The organism is Acinetobacter sp. SCLZS86 (genome assembly GCF_021560715.1).
Taxonomy (GTDB): domain Bacteria; phylum Pseudomonadota; class Gammaproteobacteria; order Pseudomonadales; family Moraxellaceae; genus Acinetobacter; species Acinetobacter towneri_A.
The window spans coordinates 750,724-769,943 of sequence record NZ_CP090864.1 but is presented as its reverse complement, the minus strand read 5'-3'; the positions used below and the strand labels follow the sequence as shown (position 1 = coordinate 769,943).

Annotated in this window: 14 protein-coding genes and 1 pseudogene; 5 read left to right on the top strand and 10 right to left on the bottom strand. The window is 39.8% G+C overall.

The features are described 5' to 3' along the window. Positions 1-20 precede the first annotated feature (20 nt). Positions 21-1,688, bottom strand: a complete 1,668-nt coding sequence (bfmS, locus tag LZP46_RS03520; protein WP_236094684.1) for a sensor histidine kinase BfmS — start codon at positions 1,686-1,688, stop codon at positions 21-23. Positions 1,689-1,751: 63 nt separating this feature from the next. Beyond that, positions 1,752-2,468 carry a response regulator transcription factor BfmR gene (bfmR, locus tag LZP46_RS03515; protein WP_004972318.1) on the bottom strand — a complete coding sequence of 239 codons (717 nt, stop codon included), beginning with the start codon at positions 2,466-2,468 and terminating at the stop codon, positions 1,752-1,754. Positions 2,469-3,059: 591 nt separating this feature from the next. Here bfmR and LZP46_RS03510 point away from each other — a divergent pair. From LZP46_RS03510 to LZP46_RS03500, 4 genes are all read left to right on the top strand, one after another. Further along, positions 3,060-5,882: a ribonucleoside-diphosphate reductase subunit alpha gene (locus tag LZP46_RS03510; RefSeq protein WP_236094683.1), complete on the top strand. Its 2,823-nt coding sequence runs from the start codon at positions 3,060-3,062 to the stop codon at positions 5,880-5,882. A gap of 129 nt (positions 5,883-6,011) precedes the next feature. After that, positions 6,012-6,230, top strand: a complete 219-nt coding sequence (locus LZP46_RS03505; RefSeq protein ID WP_167845827.1) for a hypothetical protein — start codon at positions 6,012-6,014, stop codon at positions 6,228-6,230. 16 nt (positions 6,231-6,246) lie between these two features. After that, complete coding sequence (locus tag LZP46_RS16290) at positions 6,247-6,381, top strand: hypothetical protein (RefSeq protein WP_004972322.1); 135 nt, start codon at positions 6,247-6,249, stop codon at positions 6,379-6,381. 139 nt (positions 6,382-6,520) lie between these two features. Next, positions 6,521-7,804 (top strand): ribonucleotide-diphosphate reductase subunit beta, encoded by a 1,284-nt coding sequence (locus LZP46_RS03500; RefSeq protein ID WP_236094682.1) that lies wholly within the window; start codon positions 6,521-6,523, stop codon positions 7,802-7,804. Between the two features lie 140 nt (positions 7,805-7,944). Here LZP46_RS03500 and LZP46_RS03495 read toward each other — a convergent pair whose 3' ends face one another. The 7 genes from LZP46_RS03495 to LZP46_RS03465 form a co-directional block, all read right to left on the bottom strand. Further along, positions 7,945-10,626, bottom strand: coding sequence for a hypothetical protein (locus LZP46_RS03495; RefSeq protein ID WP_236094681.1), 2,682 nt, complete (start codon positions 10,624-10,626; stop codon positions 7,945-7,947). 271 nt (positions 10,627-10,897) lie between these two features. Then, positions 10,898-12,523 carry an IS66 family transposase gene (gene tnpC / locus LZP46_RS03490; protein ID WP_236093706.1) on the bottom strand — a complete coding sequence of 542 codons (1,626 nt, stop codon included), beginning with the start codon at positions 12,521-12,523 and terminating at the stop codon, positions 10,898-10,900. 74 nt (positions 12,524-12,597) lie between these two features. Then, positions 12,598-12,933 carry an IS66 family insertion sequence element accessory protein TnpB gene (gene tnpB / locus LZP46_RS03485; RefSeq protein WP_165382150.1) on the bottom strand — a complete coding sequence of 112 codons (336 nt, stop codon included), beginning with the start codon at positions 12,931-12,933 and terminating at the stop codon, positions 12,598-12,600. Next, complete coding sequence (locus tag LZP46_RS03480; protein WP_230245512.1) at positions 12,930-13,313, bottom strand: transposase; 384 nt, start codon at positions 13,311-13,313, stop codon at positions 12,930-12,932. The genes tnpB and LZP46_RS03480 overlap by 4 nt, the downstream gene beginning before the upstream one ends. 81 nt (positions 13,314-13,394) lie before the next feature. Beyond that, complete coding sequence (locus tag LZP46_RS03475; protein ID WP_236094680.1) at positions 13,395-14,477, bottom strand: hypothetical protein; 1,083 nt, start codon at positions 14,475-14,477, stop codon at positions 13,395-13,397. Positions 14,478-14,481: 4 nt separating this feature from the next. Continuing rightward, the gene (locus LZP46_RS03470) at positions 14,482-15,036 is read right to left on the bottom strand and encodes a DUF6375 family protein (RefSeq protein WP_236094679.1); all 555 of its coding nucleotides are present in this window, start codon (positions 15,034-15,036) and stop codon (positions 14,482-14,484) included. A gap of 47 nt (positions 15,037-15,083) precedes the next feature. Then, positions 15,084-15,977, bottom strand: a complete 894-nt coding sequence (locus tag LZP46_RS03465; RefSeq protein WP_087662166.1) for a radical SAM protein — start codon at positions 15,975-15,977, stop codon at positions 15,084-15,086. 439 nt (positions 15,978-16,416) lie between these two features. Here LZP46_RS03465 and LZP46_RS03460 point away from each other — a divergent pair. Further along, positions 16,417-17,182 (top strand): annotated as a pseudogene (locus LZP46_RS03460) (IS5-like element ISAba31 family transposase). Between the two features lie 299 nt (positions 17,183-17,481). Here the strand turns inward: LZP46_RS03460 and LZP46_RS03455 are convergent. Continuing rightward, a complete protein-coding gene (locus tag LZP46_RS03455) occupies positions 17,482-19,200 on the bottom strand; it encodes a GMC oxidoreductase (RefSeq protein WP_045796738.1) in 1,719 nt (572 codons plus the stop codon). Between the last annotated feature and the right edge of the window lie 20 nt (positions 19,201-19,220).

Below are 19,220 nucleotides of genomic sequence, written 5' to 3'. Positions count from 1 at the left end.
TTAGTTTTGGTTCACTCAAATCAAGTCAATGAATCGGTGGTTTTTTCTTTCTCTGCTGCGGCTTTTTTTCTTGCCTTACTAAACCGTTTGGCCGGCCAAACCATCGTAAAACGTGCACCACCCAAGGTTGGACTCTGATCGACTTCAACTTTCCCGCCAAACCAATAAGCAATGCGGCTCACAATAGATAATCCTAAACCATAACCACCTGAAGCGCGGGTGCGGCTATCATCTAAACGAGCAAAAGCCTCAAATACACGTGCACGGTCTTGCTCAGGAATCCCTGGCCCATCATCTTCCACACAAACATAGGCCATGCCTTGCTCGTTAATGCCGCCACTGATCAAAACTTTATGCTCACAGTAACGGATTGCATTTCCCACAAAATTCTGTACCACACGGTGCAAGTAACGGCGTTCAGCTTCCACTTCCAAAGTCAAAGGTGGTGCAAGCAACTGTATATCTTTTTGGGTTTTCAACGCTTCTGTTTCCGTAACCACCTGCTCTAGCACTTCAACCAAAACAATCTTTTCAATCTCTAAAGATGGCATACCCTGTTCAAGCTTGGCATAGGTCATGATCTCATCAATTAAGGTATTTAAAGCCTCAATGTCTTTATCAATCATTTCGACTTGCTGTAAGCGGTATTCATAATCATCTTCTTCTGCCATCATTTCCATACCAAAACGGATACGTGCCACAGGCGTGCGCAGCTCATGCGATACAGCGCGCATCAGTTCACGCTGCGCCTCAATCAATCGCTGAATATGGTCGGACATGCTGTTATAGCTCGATGCCAAACTTGCCATTTCATCTGTGCCATCTACAGGCAAACGCATGTTTAAATCGCCCGATTTGGTGCGGTTTAAGGCATAGTTCACTTGGCGAATCTTACGCTGCATAGGCAAGATCAGACCATAAACCCCCAAGCTCAACATAAACATACTGAGCAAGGTAATACCTGCTGCCAACTGGAATGGCATCCAGTTAAATAACGGCACAGGCCCTAAAACCAAGACTTCTGAAGGTGAATTTGGCATCGGTGAAACAATCGAGATGGTTGTACCACGCACGGTGGCATTGTCACGATACAAAATAATGCTGTGATCGAGTCTTAAACGCCCAATCTGTTCGGAATCGAGTGGAAGTTCCTGAATATTTTTAATATTGACTGGATAAGAAAAGTGCTGCTGAATTTTGGCCAGATATTCTTTTTCCTGACCAGGGTAATACACCAAATAATCTAGAACAAAAATCGGCAATGCTTTCATTTGCCGTTCTGTGATTTTATCTGCCTTGATATATAAATAATGATTTGGATCATCTTTCATGCCCAAAATAATATAAGCAATCATATTTTCGGCATCATAGCGCACAGCGGCTTTACGTTCTTTAATCCGTCGAAGCTCTGTGCGCGACAAATCTACTTTGTCTGCCTGCACATAATAGATGGGCAATTCTAGCAAATCGGATGCATCAGAAATCCAGTCTTTCTTTTGCTGTTCGTTTTGTTGTCGTGCAATCCCTTCACTAATAATATAAGCCATACCATCAGTTAAAGACTCACGATATTCTTGCGCACGCTGATAGTTGATGATTTGCACCAATAAGTAAGCCAAAATGGCAACTACTGCAACTAAGATCACCAATCCTGCATAGATGCGCAAGAATATACTGTGTTTAAGCACAAAACCCGTCCTATGTGACTTATTTTATATTTGAGTCGGTATTTAACTCAGAAAAAAAGCGTATTACATGCCGTTGGTTTCTTTAACGAATAAATAACCTTTACTGCGCACAGTTTTAATACGTTTTGGATTTTCAGGATCATCGCCAATTTTTGGACGAATACGTGAAATACGCACGTCAATTGAACGGTCTTGACCATCATATTCAATGCCGCGCAGACGCTCAAAAATATCTTCACGAGATAAAATACGCCCCGCATTCGAAGCCAATAACCATAACAGGTCATATTCTGCGCTGGTGAAATCAACCAACTCACCATTTAAAGTCACAGCACGGCCGCCGTTATCAATCACTAAATCATCAAATTCAATGCGCTGTGCGACTTCATCTTCAGTCACTTTGTCGGTACGGCGTAATAAAGCACGAATACGCGCCAACAATACGCGCGGCTGCACAGGTTTTGCAACATAGTCATCTGCACCCATTTCTAGACCTAGCACCTGATCCATATCTTCAGTACGCGCAGTCAGCATTAAAATCGGTTGATGATAATGTGGACGAACCTCACGACAAATGGTTAAACCATCGGCACCTGGTAACATCACATCTAGCACCACAAGATCGGGTTGCTCGGCAATAATACGGCGAATCGCGCGGTTGCCATCTGGTTCTACCCCAACTTCTAAACCATTGCGAATTAAGTATTCCTGCGTAAGTCGTGCAAGACGTTCATCATCTTCAACAATTAAAATTTTTGGTAACTTTTCTTCTTGACTCATAACCTGTCCCTTTATTGGATTCGACCTATCACTTTTAAAATCTGACAGATAGGTCTTGATATAATTTGCAATATACACACGTTTACATTGTAAACAAGATGCCGTTCACCAAACTGATACATCTGCGTATTATTTTGTTATATTTTTATTAAGCATTGAATTTATAGTATTTTTCTAGTTTTAGTGATTTTTGAACATATTTAAGAAATATTAAGTTACAAAATGGGTATTTTTTGCACTAGATCAAGCCCTTGCCGCCTTTGGAAAAATTATCTCTTAACTTTTCAAGTTATCCACAAGGTTATCTATAAGCAGTTTTTTCCGAGCTTTGCTATGCTATGCCCTTGCCCGATAAGGCTTATAGCCCAAAGGACAAAAAACGGTATTTTTGAGAAAAATCTTAATTCCAAATCAGTCAAAATTTAAAAGAAAAAGTCAATATTGATCTACCCTCAATTTTCCCGTATCTTGTGTTCAATTCAATTTTAAACCACTAAGTCTTGTGTTTATCCCTCAATCACTGCGGCCTAAATTTTGCCCAGTTTAATGGTCCATAAACATAACAATAGATGACAATGGAGCTATGCTGACATGAGCGTAATCACCTCAACCCCTGGTCAATTACAAGTGATTAAACGCACTGGTGATGTTGCCGCTTTTGATGCTGAAAAAATTGCAGTTGCAATTGGCAAAGCGTTTCTGGCTGTAGAAGGTCAACAAAGCGCCGATTCAAGCCGCATTCATGATCGGATCGAACAACTGACTGAAATGGTGTTGAACACATTCAACCGCCGTTTACCGTCTGGCGGAACCATTCATATTGAAGAAATTCAAGATCAAGTTGAACTTGCGCTTATGCGTACAGGCGAGCAAAAAGTTGCTCGTGCTTATGTCATCTACCGTGAACAACGCTCAGAAGCACGTAAGCAGGCAGGTGAAAACCATCACCCGACTTTACAAGTGACCGACGCAAATGGTCAGCTTAAACCACTAGATTTAGGTGCTTTAAAAGCAACCGTGAATAAAGCGGCAGAAGGTTTAGAAGGCATTGATGTAGATGCCATCATTGATGAAACCGTGAAAAACCTCTACAACGGTGTAAAAGAGTCTGACATCTCAACCACCATGATGATGGCGACCCGTACCCGTATTGAGCAAGAGCCGAACTATACTTATGTGACTGCGCGTTTATTGCGTAATGACTTGGTGGCAACAGGTTTAGAGTTTTTAGGTTTGGCAACAGATACACCTGAAGGCGAAGCATTAGAAACTTTCCTGAAAAAAGGTGTTGAGCTTGATTTGCTTTCTGCAGACTTACTTGAGTTTGACCTTGCCAAACTTGCTGCAGCGATTCAGCCTGAACGCTCCAACCAGTTTACCTATTTAGGTCTGCAAACTTTATTTGACCGTTACTTCATTCACTCAGATGGCGTACGCTTTGAACTTCCACAATTGTTCTTCATGCGTGTGTCAATGGGTCTAGCGCTCAATGAAGATGACCGTGAAGCACGTGCAATCGAGTTCTATAACTTATTGTCTAGCTTTGACTACATGGCATCTACGCCTACGCTGTTTAACTCAGGTACGCTACGCCCACAGTTATCAAGCTGTTACTTAACTACAATTTCCGATGACCTTTACAACATTTATGGCGCGATGCGTGACAACGCAATGCTGTCTAAATGGGCAGGTGGTTTAGGCAATGACTGGACGCCAGTACGTGCTTTGAACTCATACATCAAAGGAACTAACGGTAAATCTCAAGGTGTTGTTCCGTTCCTAAAAGTAGCAAACGATACTGCTGTTGCGGTCAATCAAGGTGGTAAGCGTAAAGGTGCGGTATGTGCGTACTTAGAAACTTGGCACTTAGACATCGAAGAATTCCTAGAACTACGTAAAAACACTGGTGATGACCGTCGCCGTACGCATGACATGAACACCGCAAACTGGGTTCCTGACTTGTTTATGCAACGTGTTTTTGAAGATGCAGAATGGACACTGTTCACGCCGTCTGAAACGCCTGACTTGCACGACTTAACAGGCGAAGCCTTTGCTGAGCGTTATGCGTATTACGAAAGCATTGCCAAAGAAACAAACATGCTGCACAAAAAACTTCGTGCAAAAGATTTGTGGCGCAAAATGCTGTCGATGTTGTTTGAAACTGGTCACCCGTGGATCACATTCAAAGACGTATGTAACTTACGTTCACCACAACAACACGTTGGAGTAGTGCACTCATCTAACTTGTGTACTGAAATTACCCTCAATACCAATCAAGATGAAATTGCGGTATGTAACTTGGGTTCAATCAACCTTGTGCAACACGTTCAAGGTGGTGTGTTAGACCGTGAAAAATTAGCACGTACTATTAAAACTGCAGTACGTATGCTCGACAACGTGATCGACATCAACTACTACGCAGTGCCACAAGCACGCAATTCAAACTTGAAGCATCGCCCTGTGGGTATGGGCATCATGGGCTTCCAAGATGCACTTTATGAAATGAACTTAGCTTATGGTTCAGATGCTGCAGTTGAGTTTGCCGATGAATCTATGGAAGTGATCAGCTACTACGCGATTCAAACGTCTAGCGATTTGGCGGTTGAGCGTGGTACTTACGAAACATTTAAAGGTTCATTGTGGGATCAAGGCATCTTACCAATTGACTCTTTAGACATTGTGGCGAAATCACGTCCAGAACGTATGTTTGAAGTAGACCGTACACAGCGTTTAGATTGGGACAGCTTACGTGCCAAAGTTCAAAAAGACGGTATGCGTAACTCAAACGTGATGGCGATTGCACCGACTGCAACCATTTCAAATATTTGTGGTGTTTCTCAGTCTATTGAGCCGACATTCCAAAACTTATATGTGAAGTCGAACTTGTCTGGTGAATTTACAGTAATCAACCCTTACCTCGTTCGTGCATTGAAAGCGCGTGATTTGTGGGATTCTGTAATGGTCAATGACCTGAAACACTTTGAAGGTTCAGTACAAAAAATTTCACGTATTCCTGAAGAATTGAAAGCAATTTTCGCGACTGCGTTTGAAGTTGAGCCACGCTGGATTGTAGATGCAGCATCACGTCGTCAAAAATGGATTGATCAGGCGCAATCGTTGAACTTGTATATTGCAGGTGCAAACGGTAAGAAACTTGACCTGACTTATAAAATGGCATGGTTACGTGGTCTGAAAACGACTTATTACCTACGTGCATTAGGTGCGACTTCTGCAGAGAAATCGACTATTAACACGGGCGCATTGAACGCAGTAAAACCTGCAACAGTAACAGCAGCGCCTGTAGCAACTCCTGCACCAGAAGCGGCAGCAGCTGTTGATGAAGATTTTGCTCAAGCAGCACCAGTGCCAATGGCATGTTCAATTGATAATCCTGATTGTGAAGCTTGTCAGTAATTTAAGCTTATACAGCTACATTGAGATAATGATGATTGCTAACATGTCAGCATGTTGTAGATCAGATATCTGAATAGTTGTATCAGTTTAGATCTTCTGATTTCAGCATGCTTTCTTTAGAGAAAGCAGATGAATAAGATTAACGCATTTATTTTCAGTGTGTTAACAATAGTATGTGGTAGTACGGGGGCTTATTTATATAACTCCCAAACCAATAATGTTCAAAGTAATACACTTGCACAAGGTACAGGAGAAGGTTCAAGTAACTTGAACCACTCCTCTGTTCAAAATGTTACCTATAACATTCACCACAATCACTATTACACCACTGAGCAGAGTAAAAAATAAATTAAAGGAAATCAGCATGCCACACATGACCCACAACTATATGTTAGGACTCGCGGTCTTGCTGGTTTCCTTTGTAGTGTTGTTTTACGCACCAATTGCTTACTTTTGGGTACAAGCGGCAAAACAACAGCGAAAGCAAAATAAGTCGTGAGCAAACTGGTCGGAATGTACATTTTTCAGACCAAGATGAGCAAAACTTAATTTTGCTTTCACAAATTAAGCGTATATTAAGACATCTCAGCGTAGCTGGATGTCCATAAAAGATATAAAGCAACGAAGAGAGAATTGATATGTCTATCCTAAGTTGGGACGATTTCGAAGATGATTCGCAAAAACCGGCTGCTCCTGAACACAAGTCTGCGCCCGTCGAGCCGCAAAAAGCGCATGATACGCAGATGGTATCTCATGCAGAGCAACCACAGAAGACTGTGGCAGCTGCACAACCCGCTACAGCCCCTAGAAGTGGAGCAACAGATTCAACCGATCCGTTGGCAAGAGCATCTAACGCTCTAGATCAGTTGGACGTTGCACCAGGTCTTGAAGAACTGGAAATGGGTGCATCGCGCGTACAGGTTGATGATAAAGCCATGATCAACTGTCGTGCAGACTTAAACCAGCTTGTACCGTTCAAATACGAATGGGCATGGCAAAAATATCTAGATGGTTGTGCAAACCACTGGATGCCGCAAGAAGTCAACATGAACCACGACATCGCGTTGTGGAAGTCTGAAAATGGCTTAACTGAAGATGAGCGCACCATTGTTATGCGTTCACTTGGTTTCTTCTCAACTGCAGACTCATTGGTTGCTAATAACTTGGTATTGGCTATTTATCGCCACATTACCAACCCTGAATGCCGCCAGTACATTTTGCGTCAAGCCTTTGAAGAAGCGATTCACACTCACGCTTACCAGTACTGTATCGAATCGTTAGGTATGGATGAAGGTGAAGTCTTCAATATGTACCGCGAAGTACCATCGGTTGCGCGTAAAGCAGCATGGGGCTTGAAGTACACGCAATCTTTAAGCGATCCTACTTTCAAAACAGGTACACCTGAAAACGACCAAATTTTGCTACGCAACTTGATCGCATTCTATTGTGTACTTGAAGGTATTTTCTTCTACTGCGGTTTCAGCCAAATCTTGTCGATGGGTCGTCGTAACAAAATGAACGGTGTTGCAGAGCAATTCCAATACATTTTACGCGATGAATCTATGCACTTGAACTTTGGTATCGACATGATTAACCAAATCAAGATTGAGAACCCGCATCTATGGACTTCAGAATTCCAGCAAGAAGTGATTCAAATGATTCTTGAAGGTACTATGCTTGAAATTGAATATGCACGTGACACCATGCCACGTGGCGTATTGGGCATGAACGCAGGCATGATGGAAGAGTATTTGAAATTCATCTGTAACCGTCGTTTAAGCCAGTTAGGTTTACCTGAACAGTTTGCTGGCGTAAACAACCCATTCCAATGGATGTCTGAAATGATGGACTTGCGTAAAGAGAAGAACTTCTTTGAAACGCGTGTGACGGACTATCAGACTGGCGGTGCGTTGAGCTGGTAATAATTACCGCGCGTCACGCGACACATAAGTTGTCATTTGCGACACATAAAATGTCATTGAGCGACACATAAGTTGTCATTGAATAACCGCCATTAATGGCGGTTTTTTCTTTAATCTAAATTGGATTTTAGTAACATGAGTTAATCTAATTTAACTATTTGATCATCGTTCCAAACATAAACTTGTTTATGCAAGTGTTGATTAGTTCTGAAATATTCATGTATCTCTTCATCCCCTTTATAGTTTTGCCCTCTTTCTCCCCATAATATCCATACAAATGTTTGTCCAGTTTCTATAAGATATTTTTGAAAAAGATCTTTTCTTAAATATAATAAATGACCTTTCAAATTCTCATCAGAAGATTTCAATGTTCTAAAAATAGAGGCTACCCCGTCAAAATCATATAAGTCTGGATCACCATTATGGTATTTTAGACCTAATCTCTGACATAATTCAGGATTCGGAAAGTCTATTCCTCCTGCTTGATTCAAAGAACTGTGATAAGACTCCCAAGAATAAGATTGCACAGGAACTTCTATTAAAAAACTAGATGCATCCCATTCATCCAAATTCACCCGACTATTTACATTTTCATTTAGTTCTAAAAATGAATTCCCCAAAACCATTTCACCTGCGTATTTATAGTGATTTTCAGGAATTCGTGGCAGAGCATTATTACCAAGATAATCCTTATTACAAAAAAATTCACTTATCGTAGAGACATGTTCATTTGCAACAAAAAAGCCTCTCATAAATGTAAAGATTTCACGATAATCCGTTTTTGAATCCTCTTGTATAAATCCATTCAGTAAAATCCAGCTATCAGTTTCGTTAAACTGCTGAGTCTCTAAGATATCCAAGTAGTTAGGAATTGGTCCATTTAAAATCCACGCACCAATATCCTTTGGAGAATTAGTAAATATATCTGTAGTCTCTGGATTCCAAGAGTTTTCTACTTTAGGGAATGTGGGATCGATACTCACATCACTACATCTTTCATTACCACGCCAATCATCTAAAAGCTCCCTATCAGCCTTCCATCCATACATTTCATAGAACGCAATCCAGCTATATTTTTTTCCATATCTATCTATTTTTACATCACGATCATAATAAGAACTCGAACCTATATCTCTATCAATCTCTTGAAATTTTTCAGGTAGATATCCAAGCTGGATCATTCTTTTCAAAATAGTCTTACGTGTCTCAATATAGTTAGGATGTGAATCATCATAATTACGTCTATCCGGAATTAATCTTCCAATAGTGTAATTATTAAAATCCATACGAAGGGCTAATTTTTTGACTTCAATTATTTTCTCTTCACTTATATCAGGGAGACTATCAAACAGATTAGGTAAATGTTGATAAGGTTTTTGACAATAATCTAAATATTCTTGACTGACAAAATTTCGATTTACTGTTAAAGCATAATTAATAGTACCTAGTAAATATTCTCTCAAAATTGTATGAGTAGTAGAGTATTCAGAATTAGGTAAAAAACAATTTTCTATAATTTGTTGGGCGAAACCACAAACATTACTATTTATTTTTTCTACATCAATAAAATCTGCACTTAAAATAGCCCCATACGCTGCAGCAAAAGTTCTTTCTGGCACATATGGATCCGTAATATCTAATGAATTAATTGCCATCTCAAAGAATGTTTTTGGATCTTTTTTTGCATATATAGAAAGTACTTTTGTTGCTTGATCCCTTAAATCTCTATGGTTAGTTGTTAATAACCATTGAACCCATAAAGCTCGACCTTTCTCACTAGAACCAATTTCTATTCGAGACCATCTTTTTTCAAGAACCTCTAGGTCATTTTTAAGTTCTCTATAATTTCTTCTTATCCATTCAGACCATGTTAAATCACGGTATGTATTTCCCATAGCTCTTAAAGCTTTATCTAAGAAGCTTGCATCAAAGGGATGAGCATATGCCGACCGAGTAGTTTTCAGCTTGGTAAATGCTTTAGAAGCAAATTGCTCTGAGGATAATAAATATTTCTGGAATTCCTCTATTGTTTCTCTATTGATAAGAGCTGCTTGCTCTTGAGTTGTTTGTAAAAGAGCACGTTCTTTAAAATCACCTTCTAACAATTGCCAAAGATGTTTTCTCACATAATATTTAGGATATAGACCAACTAATGAGTTAAAAACATCATAAGCCAGGGTATTTGAATGTAGTTGACCATACTGAATTTTATGAATATTTTGCCTAATCCAACTATTAAAATCACCTTTTAAAAGGTATTCAGCTATTTTAAACCCAGCCATTAAATCATAAGAAAAACCTATCTCATGATTACCATTTTGTGATCTATACTTTAATAATATACCCTCGGATTCAAGGCTTTTTATTAAGCTGCTTCCTGACCTCACGACTTCATTAGCAATACTACGAGCCTGATTAAAATCTAATGTCCTATAATTTTCTGTCCATAACACTTCAGCAATTTTCAATAAGGTATCTTCAATATCTTCATGATATAACCTTTGATTTGACGGAGATAAATCTACAATATGATCAATTGCTTTTTCAAAGTATTTCTCAAATATAGCAACTTGAGAACGGGGTAATGCTTCTACACCTACAACTCTTCTTCTTTCTGAATTTGCTGATTCACAATAAAGTCTTAATGTTAAAGGATGTGTAAGTAGTTCGATTGGTATATCTGCATCTAAAGCATCTATTTTGTAATGTTCAAAATAACAATGTATCGCCGCAATTGGATCATCTACAAACCCATTCAACTCAAAAGTTGGAATTGTTTCTGGAATACAATCTTTATAAAACTCTCCTCTTAAAGTTAGCACTAGTAATATATTTGGATAGTTTTCTAGTAATGCATTTGCTTTTGCTACTTCATTTCTCCAATTTCTTGGGTCTTCAGATTCACTTAGCCCATCAATTACAATTGGAATACGTTTACAAAGGCGTTGACCTGCTGCATCTACTGCTTCTAAAAGATCCTCAAATGTATTAATAGGTCGTCCATATATCTTAAAACTTTTGACTAAATGATCTAAATTTTCGCCTGCATGTAAATCTTTTCCGTAAGCGTCCGCTGAACCCCATGCCTATTTTTTAATTCGGTTCAGGTTTCCAGCGGTGTGGTAGCAATTCTTCAATCTGAGTCACTTTATGTGTCGGCAACCTTTTCAGCACATCACTTAAATAGGCATACGGATCCAGCCCATTCAGCTTTGCTGACTGGATTAATGTCATAATATTGGCTGCTCGCTGACCGCTGCGCAGCGAACCTGCAAATAACCAGTTCTTACGTCCCAACGCCCAGGGGCGCATCTGGTTTTCCACCCAGTTATTGCAAATCGGTAGATTGCCATCATCCAGATAGCGGCTTAAAGCTGGCCAACGCTTCAGAGTGTAATTGATCGCCTTGGCGGTTGGAGAACTCGATGGCACAGTCAGTTGATGTTGGTTGAGCCATTCATACAGTTGTTGCATCACCGGTTGACTATGCTGTTGTCGGTATTCGCGGCGCTGTTCTGCTGTACCATCGGTCTTTTTCCTGAGTTCTGCTTCTATGGCATACAGTTTCTGAATCAGCACTAATGCCTGTTCAGCGACCTGACTTTTTTTGGTCGCATGCAGTTCATGGAATTTACGACGTGCATGGGCCATGCAGCCCACCTCTATGACCTGACCTGATTTAAAGCGTGCTTTATAACCGCTGTAATCATCACAGACCAGATGGCCCTGCCAGTCTTTCAGGAACGCTTCAGCATGCTGACCTGAACGACTATCCTGAAAGTCATAGATCACGGCTTGAACTGGATTGTACTGTGTAGTGGCATAGGCCCAGACATAACCTTTCTTCGGTTTTTTCTCATTCTCACCCATCCGCATAATGGTGACCGGCGTTTCATCGGCATGGATCACCCGCTGTTGCAGCACCACCTGTTTTAAGGCATTGGCCAGAGGTTCCAGTTCCACACCGCAGCGACCAATCCAGTCAGATAAAGTGGATCTGGACAGATCAATGCCAGCCCGCTGATAGATCAGACGTTGACGGTACAGCGGCAAATGATCGGCATATTTCGATACCAAAACATGGCTGAGCAGTTCAGGTGAAGCAATGCCTTTATCAATCACATAGGCGGGCATCGCTTGCTGAGTCAGGGTGTCACACTGATCACAGACCCATTTACCACGCACATGCTGTTCCTTATAGAACTGTGCCGGTCTGAAATGCAGTTTTTCACTGACATCTTCGCCGATACGCCGGAGTTGGCATCCACAAGCACATTGGGTTGATGCAGGTTCATGCTCAATACGGATGGTGTGTAGATGATCTGGCAGTGGTCGACGTTTAGGTTTATTGGTTTTGGCTTTCTGTGTCGCTGCATTAGTTTTATCTGCATTTAGCCGTTCCAGTTCTAGATCAACCGCGGCAATATCTTCTTCAACCGCTTCATCCCACAGATGGATTTGTTTTGCCGTTAAGTGTTCATTCTTTTGGGCGAATTTGTGCTTTTTAAACAGCGCCAGTTCATGCTCGTATTTTTGATTGAGAATAGAAAGATGTTGAACTTTAGAATCTAATTGCTGATTGGTGACTTCAAGATGTTGAACTCTGGCATCTAATTGCTGGTTTGATTGTGCTAGAGACTGATGCTGCATCGCCAACTGCCGGGTAAATTCCAGCAGTTGTTCATGGGTCAGTTGGCTTAAGTCAGGCAGCGTATTCATGACCGCAGTATGCCTGAGGTCATGAAGAGAATGAAATAGAACGTTTGGAGAATAGCAGAATAGCCGAGCTTGGTTTAGAGCATTGTTACCACTTGCTGTCGTCCAATGCGCTGCCAGGGCAAACCCTGGATTAATGCCTGTAACTGTTCCGGGTTGAGGACCACGGTTTCACCTTGGTGAACTTGAGCCCAGTGGAATTTTCCCTGTTCCAGCCGCCTGGCACACAGCCAGATGCCCAGTCCATCATGTACCAGCACTTTCATACGATGGCCACGTTTATTACAGAACAGGTAGGCGCAATGCGGTTTGATGTAGCCAAAGGCTCTCACCACCTGAGCCATGGTCGTATCCATACCTGCACGCATGTCCATGGGCTGAGTAGACAACCAGATTTCATCAATGCGGATCATGTTGCAAGTGCCTTGAGTAATTCTGCCAAGACAGGTATTTCTGATGTCTGCCATTTTAGCTGAATATCATTATTCGTATGAGGCACGGTGATACACAACGTGATCCTCTCATCAATAGGTTGGCTGATTGCAGCAGTGTAAGGCAAAGCAATAAATGCTGGATTCACATGAGTAGGATCCTGCACGGCACCATCATGATGGCTGAAGATCCTGATCCAACGACTGACAAGGTTGGCATTAATACTATGTTGCAGTGCGACCGAAGCGATCGAGGTATTAGGATTTTTGCAGGCATTGACAATACTGAGTTTGAATTCTTTGCTGTATTTTCGGCGTTTTTTAGCAACAGGAGGTGTTGCTGAATATATATCCATGTTCATGGATTAAGTCCCCACTTGTTTCTAAGTGGGGACTAAATTAAGGCTTATAGGATGAATTCAGAAGGTGTGTTCAGCGGACGCTTACTCTTTTCCTAAAAAAAGGACTCCAGCATTAATGCCATCTCTTGGTCTACATATTTCTAAAGCAAGATCTGTTTTACCATCGCCAGCCTTACCAACGATAGTAATGACCTTGGCATTTAAAGCATTTCTTACCTTTTTTATTTCTTCTGAAAAAGCATAAAAATCTGCTAACAAATTTGCTGCAAACATAGCAGTATGGCTTCTATTAGCTCGTAATCGAGCTATCGTTTTCCTATATTTAGACCAATCACAACTTAAATCTTCAACCAAAAGCTCTTTTGCTTTTTCAAAATTTCCTGCTGCCAACTCTGAAAATAAACAATCTAAAAAACCACTCAATCTTTCCCCATCAGCTATAAAATCGGGCAAGGTTGTTTTGACATAGCTATCCTCAAGATTAAGTGCATCTTTGACTATTTTTAAATTATTGTTTATAGATTTCTCAAGGCTATCTAGTGAGTCCCAAGAGGAGTGTCTTCCTAAACATTTTTCAATTATCTTTTCAGCTTTAACCGTTTGGTGCACTTCAGGTTGAAACTTCTTACTATGAGTAGATGCTATGATTTGATAATGTTGATTTAACACTTGTTCATCAATTACCAACTCACCAAAATAAGCCTCTCGCAAAGCTAATGCTGGTCCAACCAATAAACTCTCAATGTCATCGCAAGTTTGAAGATGTAGTTTAAATGGATAATTAGCTTGCAATCCATAAAACCACTCTTGATCGCCCTCTGTAAGAATATATTTAGTCCATAAAACCCAATCCGTTAAGTGAGGTAAATATTTCTTAGACTTATTAAGTCCATCAACAATTTTATCTTTTCTAGTTGTTCCTATTGCTCGTGCTCTAGGCAAGTCATACCATTTACATTGCCATCCATACCATCGTGTAGAACCTCCCAAAGCACAGTCTTGGTCTAACTTTAGATGGAACTCGACCCCAGCCTGATTAGCAAGCTCTTTAAAAGAACCATATTGACCATAGTGTCTTCTTATTAATGATCTACAAAGCTTTTCAAAATTTACGTCAGCTGCACCAGATAAATTTTCAAATTTACTCCAATCAAGATGAGACATTCTATTATTCTTCCCCAAATTTCTCAGGATTCTCAGGATTCTCAGGATTCTCAGGATTCTCAGGATTCTCAGGATTCTCAGGATTCTCAGGATTCTCAGGATTCTCAGGATTCTCAGGATTCTCAGGATTCTCAGGATTCTCAGGATTCTCAGGATTCTCAGGATTCTCAGGATTCTCAGGATTCTCAGGATTCTCAGGATTCTCAGGATTCTCAGGATAGAAATGTTTTGAGTAAACTTCTACTTTAGCACCAGCATCTACAAATATTTTAATAAATGCAGATATATCAATCTCATCCGTATCAATCGTTATCTTATTCCCATCTCGCTCTAAATAATAATCAGAATTAAATTGATCTATTTCTAATGGAGATAAATGATTAACGTGGTGTTCTTGAAGAGCCTCTAAGACTTCTTTAGAAAATCTATGATTTTCTGGAGGTTCACCAGATAAGTAATATTCCTCATATTCAGAAGCTTTTTTCAACTTTGTAACAAACTTTTCTATATTTTCAGCATCTTTAGCTTGAACAAATGAGCCTATTAATACCAAATTCATAGAATGTTCTGATCCATCTCTCTGTTCCAAATTTTCACGTCTTACCCTTATTTATATTTCTTTAATAACTGAAGTGCTTCTAAAACACTTTTTCCACCAATTTCCTGACCAATATTTGAATATGAACTACTTTTAAGAAAGCCTAGAGCATCTATATGAGCATAAGCATTAAGCCCAGTTTCCATCAAAAGTGGATTGCATATAAAATTTGATTCAAGCCCAATATCACTTATAGTTAAACGAGTTTCCCCACTATAACCTTCTATCCACTTCTTCATTTTTTCATAAGAATCTTTTGATAAACTTTTGACGTTTTGAGTAGCTTGCTGGGGTAAAAGTAGAACTTCGGATATATCAAACTTCTCTGCAATTTCTGTGACCTGATCAAGGTCCTGTATAGTTGAATCATTAATTACAACATTGAAACCCAAAGAACTAATTTCCCTTGTTCTTTCAATACGTTCTATTAATTTATCAAATTTTCGACCACGAAATTTCTCATAAGTAGTCCCAACACCATCAATACTTATTCTAATGAAATTTACATTTCCTTTAAGATTAGACAATAAATCATCAGTTAAACGATGTCCGTGAGTAGTGAATGTTACAGCTAAATCTGTCTCGTTAGCTGTAAATTCACATATCTCAGCAAATTTAGGATATAAAGTTGGTTCCCCGCCTCCAAAGCCCACTCCAAAAGTACCAAGCTGATCAATTTCCTTTAACCATTTTTTTAAGTAATCAAATGGAAGAGAGGCTTTTATTTTGGGCGCATAGCAAAATTTACAATGCAAATCACAAATATTAGTAAGTGCTACTGAAATTTGTCTAGGTGCTACAGTCCAGTCTGCTTCTGGCAATAGAAGCTCATTTATTAGGATATTATTCCCATTAGCCCTATCAAAAAAATGAACTCCATCTGGACCTATTCTTTTTTTCATTGTAAATTAATAAACTTAATACAGATAATGTATTTTAAACATAAAAATCGAATTGATTCATACATACTCTCATATCTTTATCTAAGATTAGTAAGCCAATCTTCTTTGTAAAATTTCAACTTTAGATACATAAGACTGTAGCTTATTAAAAGACTAGCAAGCTCTAACTGAGTCACATTTCAATTGTCACTTAAAGGCAAGTAGATGTTATTGAAGCAAGTGAATCATAAGCGTATTTATCGCATCATGAAGCAGATGTATTAAAAAAACCACTTTCTTTAGGAATATCGACAAGACTCATCGAACGTCATAAATACCAAAAACTGTTGGATGTAATAGGTAATTTAATTTTAAGGTAGTAGGGTGTGTTGACACTTTTAGCTTAAAAAAATAGCGAAGTAGTAAAATCAAATCGCCAAACCCAATTTTACTATTCGCTATGCCTCGTACCATGCTGACAGATCAACACTGGCAAAAGTTGAAAGTTATTCTGCGTAATTTATCCATTCACCACAACTCAAATTTACGCAATTTTATTGAAGCTATTCTCTATAGAATTAGAACAGGCTGTCCGTGGCGAGATATTCCTTCTTGTTTTGGTCATTCAAACTCTATTTTCAAACGTTTTAATCGTTGGTCAAGCAGCGGTAAGTTACTTAGATTATTCAAATTGCTAGCCTCATGCCCCGATATGGAGTGGATTTTTATTGATGGCTCTCATGTACGTGCTCATCAACATTCTGCCGGCATAGCGAATCAATCTATTTCTAAAAGTGTAGGAGGAAACTCCTCAAAAATACATTTGATTGTTGATGCACATGGCAATCCTATTGATTTCATAATTACCGATGGGACCACACATGATGTTAAAGTTGCACCTGATTTAATATCAACATTAGATTTAAAAGAGACAAAAGTGGTATGCGCAGATAAAGGCTATGATTCAGAACCACTGCGTGAACAGATCAGGAAAACAGGGACTAAAGCGAATATACCAAAGAAAACGAATAGCCAATCGAACAATGACCATATGGACTGGTATTTATATAAAATCAGGCATTTAGTTGAAAATATGTTTTGTAGATTAAAGCAATTTAGAGGAATAGCTACTCGATATGACAAGCTCAAAAGAAATTATCAAAGTTCTGTTGCTTTAGCCTGTATATTTTTATGGCTACCTTTATAGGGTTAATTATGAACAGTAAATGTCAACAGACCCTAGTCATATTTTATAACAAGAAAAAATAAACCATGGCTTTTGGGTTTATGAATAGACTCAATAATGCCCCCCAATTACTCATTGATCGGTAAAAAAGGTAAGACAGCTTTTCGCTCTCTTCTTAGCTTAGGAATTTCTGAATTATAGCCCATAAAATCAGCAACGCCCTCTAACGCTGTCATACAGCGTTAGAGGGATAATGATCTCAAGATTGTATTGCTTGGGCTGTCTAATTTGCCGTATTAGACACCATCACCATCACCAGCCCAAACCATATCCACTTTTTTAAGCATTGCTTAATGCACTGGCTAAATCACCAGTACCCTTCAAGTCAGACACCTGTCCCTCCAAAGGCTGACTAAATTCAATACGCTGAATCTTTGCTGCCCGCTCTGCGGAGAACACTGGGATTTGACTCATCGCAAATTCAGACAGTGCGGTAATGGTTAGTGAGGGATTCACACCTAAATTCCCAGGTACAATCGAACCATCTAATACGCGTAAATTTTGATAACCAAAGACTTGACCAGTGAAGTCCACAACGCCATTCGACTTGTCATTGCCCATCGCGACACCACTCATAATATGTGCTGTCGTTGGCGTTCCCAGTAGAATTTCAGTAAGTGCAGAACCAGGTTCTCCACCTAACTTTTGTGCAATCATTTTAGTGGCTTCTTCAGCCGCAGGGAATGAAACGGTGAGTGGCGTGTCCCCTTCTTTTTGCACAGCAGTGATACTATTTTTGAACAGTCGATACCACTTTCTACGCCATTCAAAATGAATGAATGCTTCAGACTTTTGCATCACCAATAAAATGATAGAGTCTTTGGCTTTACCCTTATAACGCAGTACTTTAAAGGTTTTTAAGGGATGTAACAGTGTATTGAACACAAACTTCATAAAGCGCATAAAGCCCTGACCGGTCACCATCGGCACGTATGGAATATAAATCCATGAAGCATCCGCACCTTCAGGGAACCGTGTGACCTCAATATTGGTATCTGCATCGACCGAAATAAAAGAGCTGATTGCTACCCCATCATCCAGTTTTTTATCTGTGTTGTTCACTGTGGTCAGAGTTTCCGAGTTCGTCCGAACTTCCTGTCCCAGCAATGAAGAAATATTGGGTAAAGTCTTATACTGATCCCGCATTTTTAACAACATCGGTACCGTACCCATCACCCCTGCAGATAACACTACCCCACGACTGCGCAAACTATATTGACGAACATTCTTACCTAAAGTTTCTTTGATAATGATTTCATAGCCTTCACCACCATCCTCACTCAATGGCATAATTTTGAGGACTTCAGAACTTGGACGAATTTCTACCCCATTACGTTCAGCAAAATACAGGTAATTCTTCATGAGGGTGTTTTTGGCATTATTACGACAGCCCAACATACAACTGCCACAATAAATACAGGAGTTACGATCTGGTCCATCTCCATTGAAATACGGATCTTTCGCTAATTGTCCTTCTTGACCAGCTACTTGCGAAAAGAAGACCCCCGTATTCACCGTTTTAAATGAATTTGCATATCCAATTTCACTCGCAACTTCTTTTAACGTGTCGTCTGCAATATTGGTATAAGTATTATTCGCTGTACCCAACATACGTTGAGCGAGACCATAAAACGGCTTTAAGGTGTCTTTCCAGTCTTTACGAATCTTGGTCCATGCCTCCGACTCAAAAACTGCATCAGGTGGAATTAAATGTACATTGGCATAAATTTGTGAGCCCCCACCAACGCCCACCCCATGCAAAATGGTGGTTTTACTGGTGAAAGTAAATTGCATCGTACCTCTGAATCCCAGTTCAGGTCGCCACAAATAGTTTTTTGTGTCTAAATTGGTGGTTGGAAAATCCTTGTCTTCACGGCGTAAGCCTTTCTCCAAAATCAGGACTTTATAGCCTTTTTCACTGAGGCGTAAAGCACTGACCGATCCACCAAAGCCTGAGCCAATCACGATTTGATCATAATCAAAATCTTTATTATTCATACTATTAACTCCTTTAATAG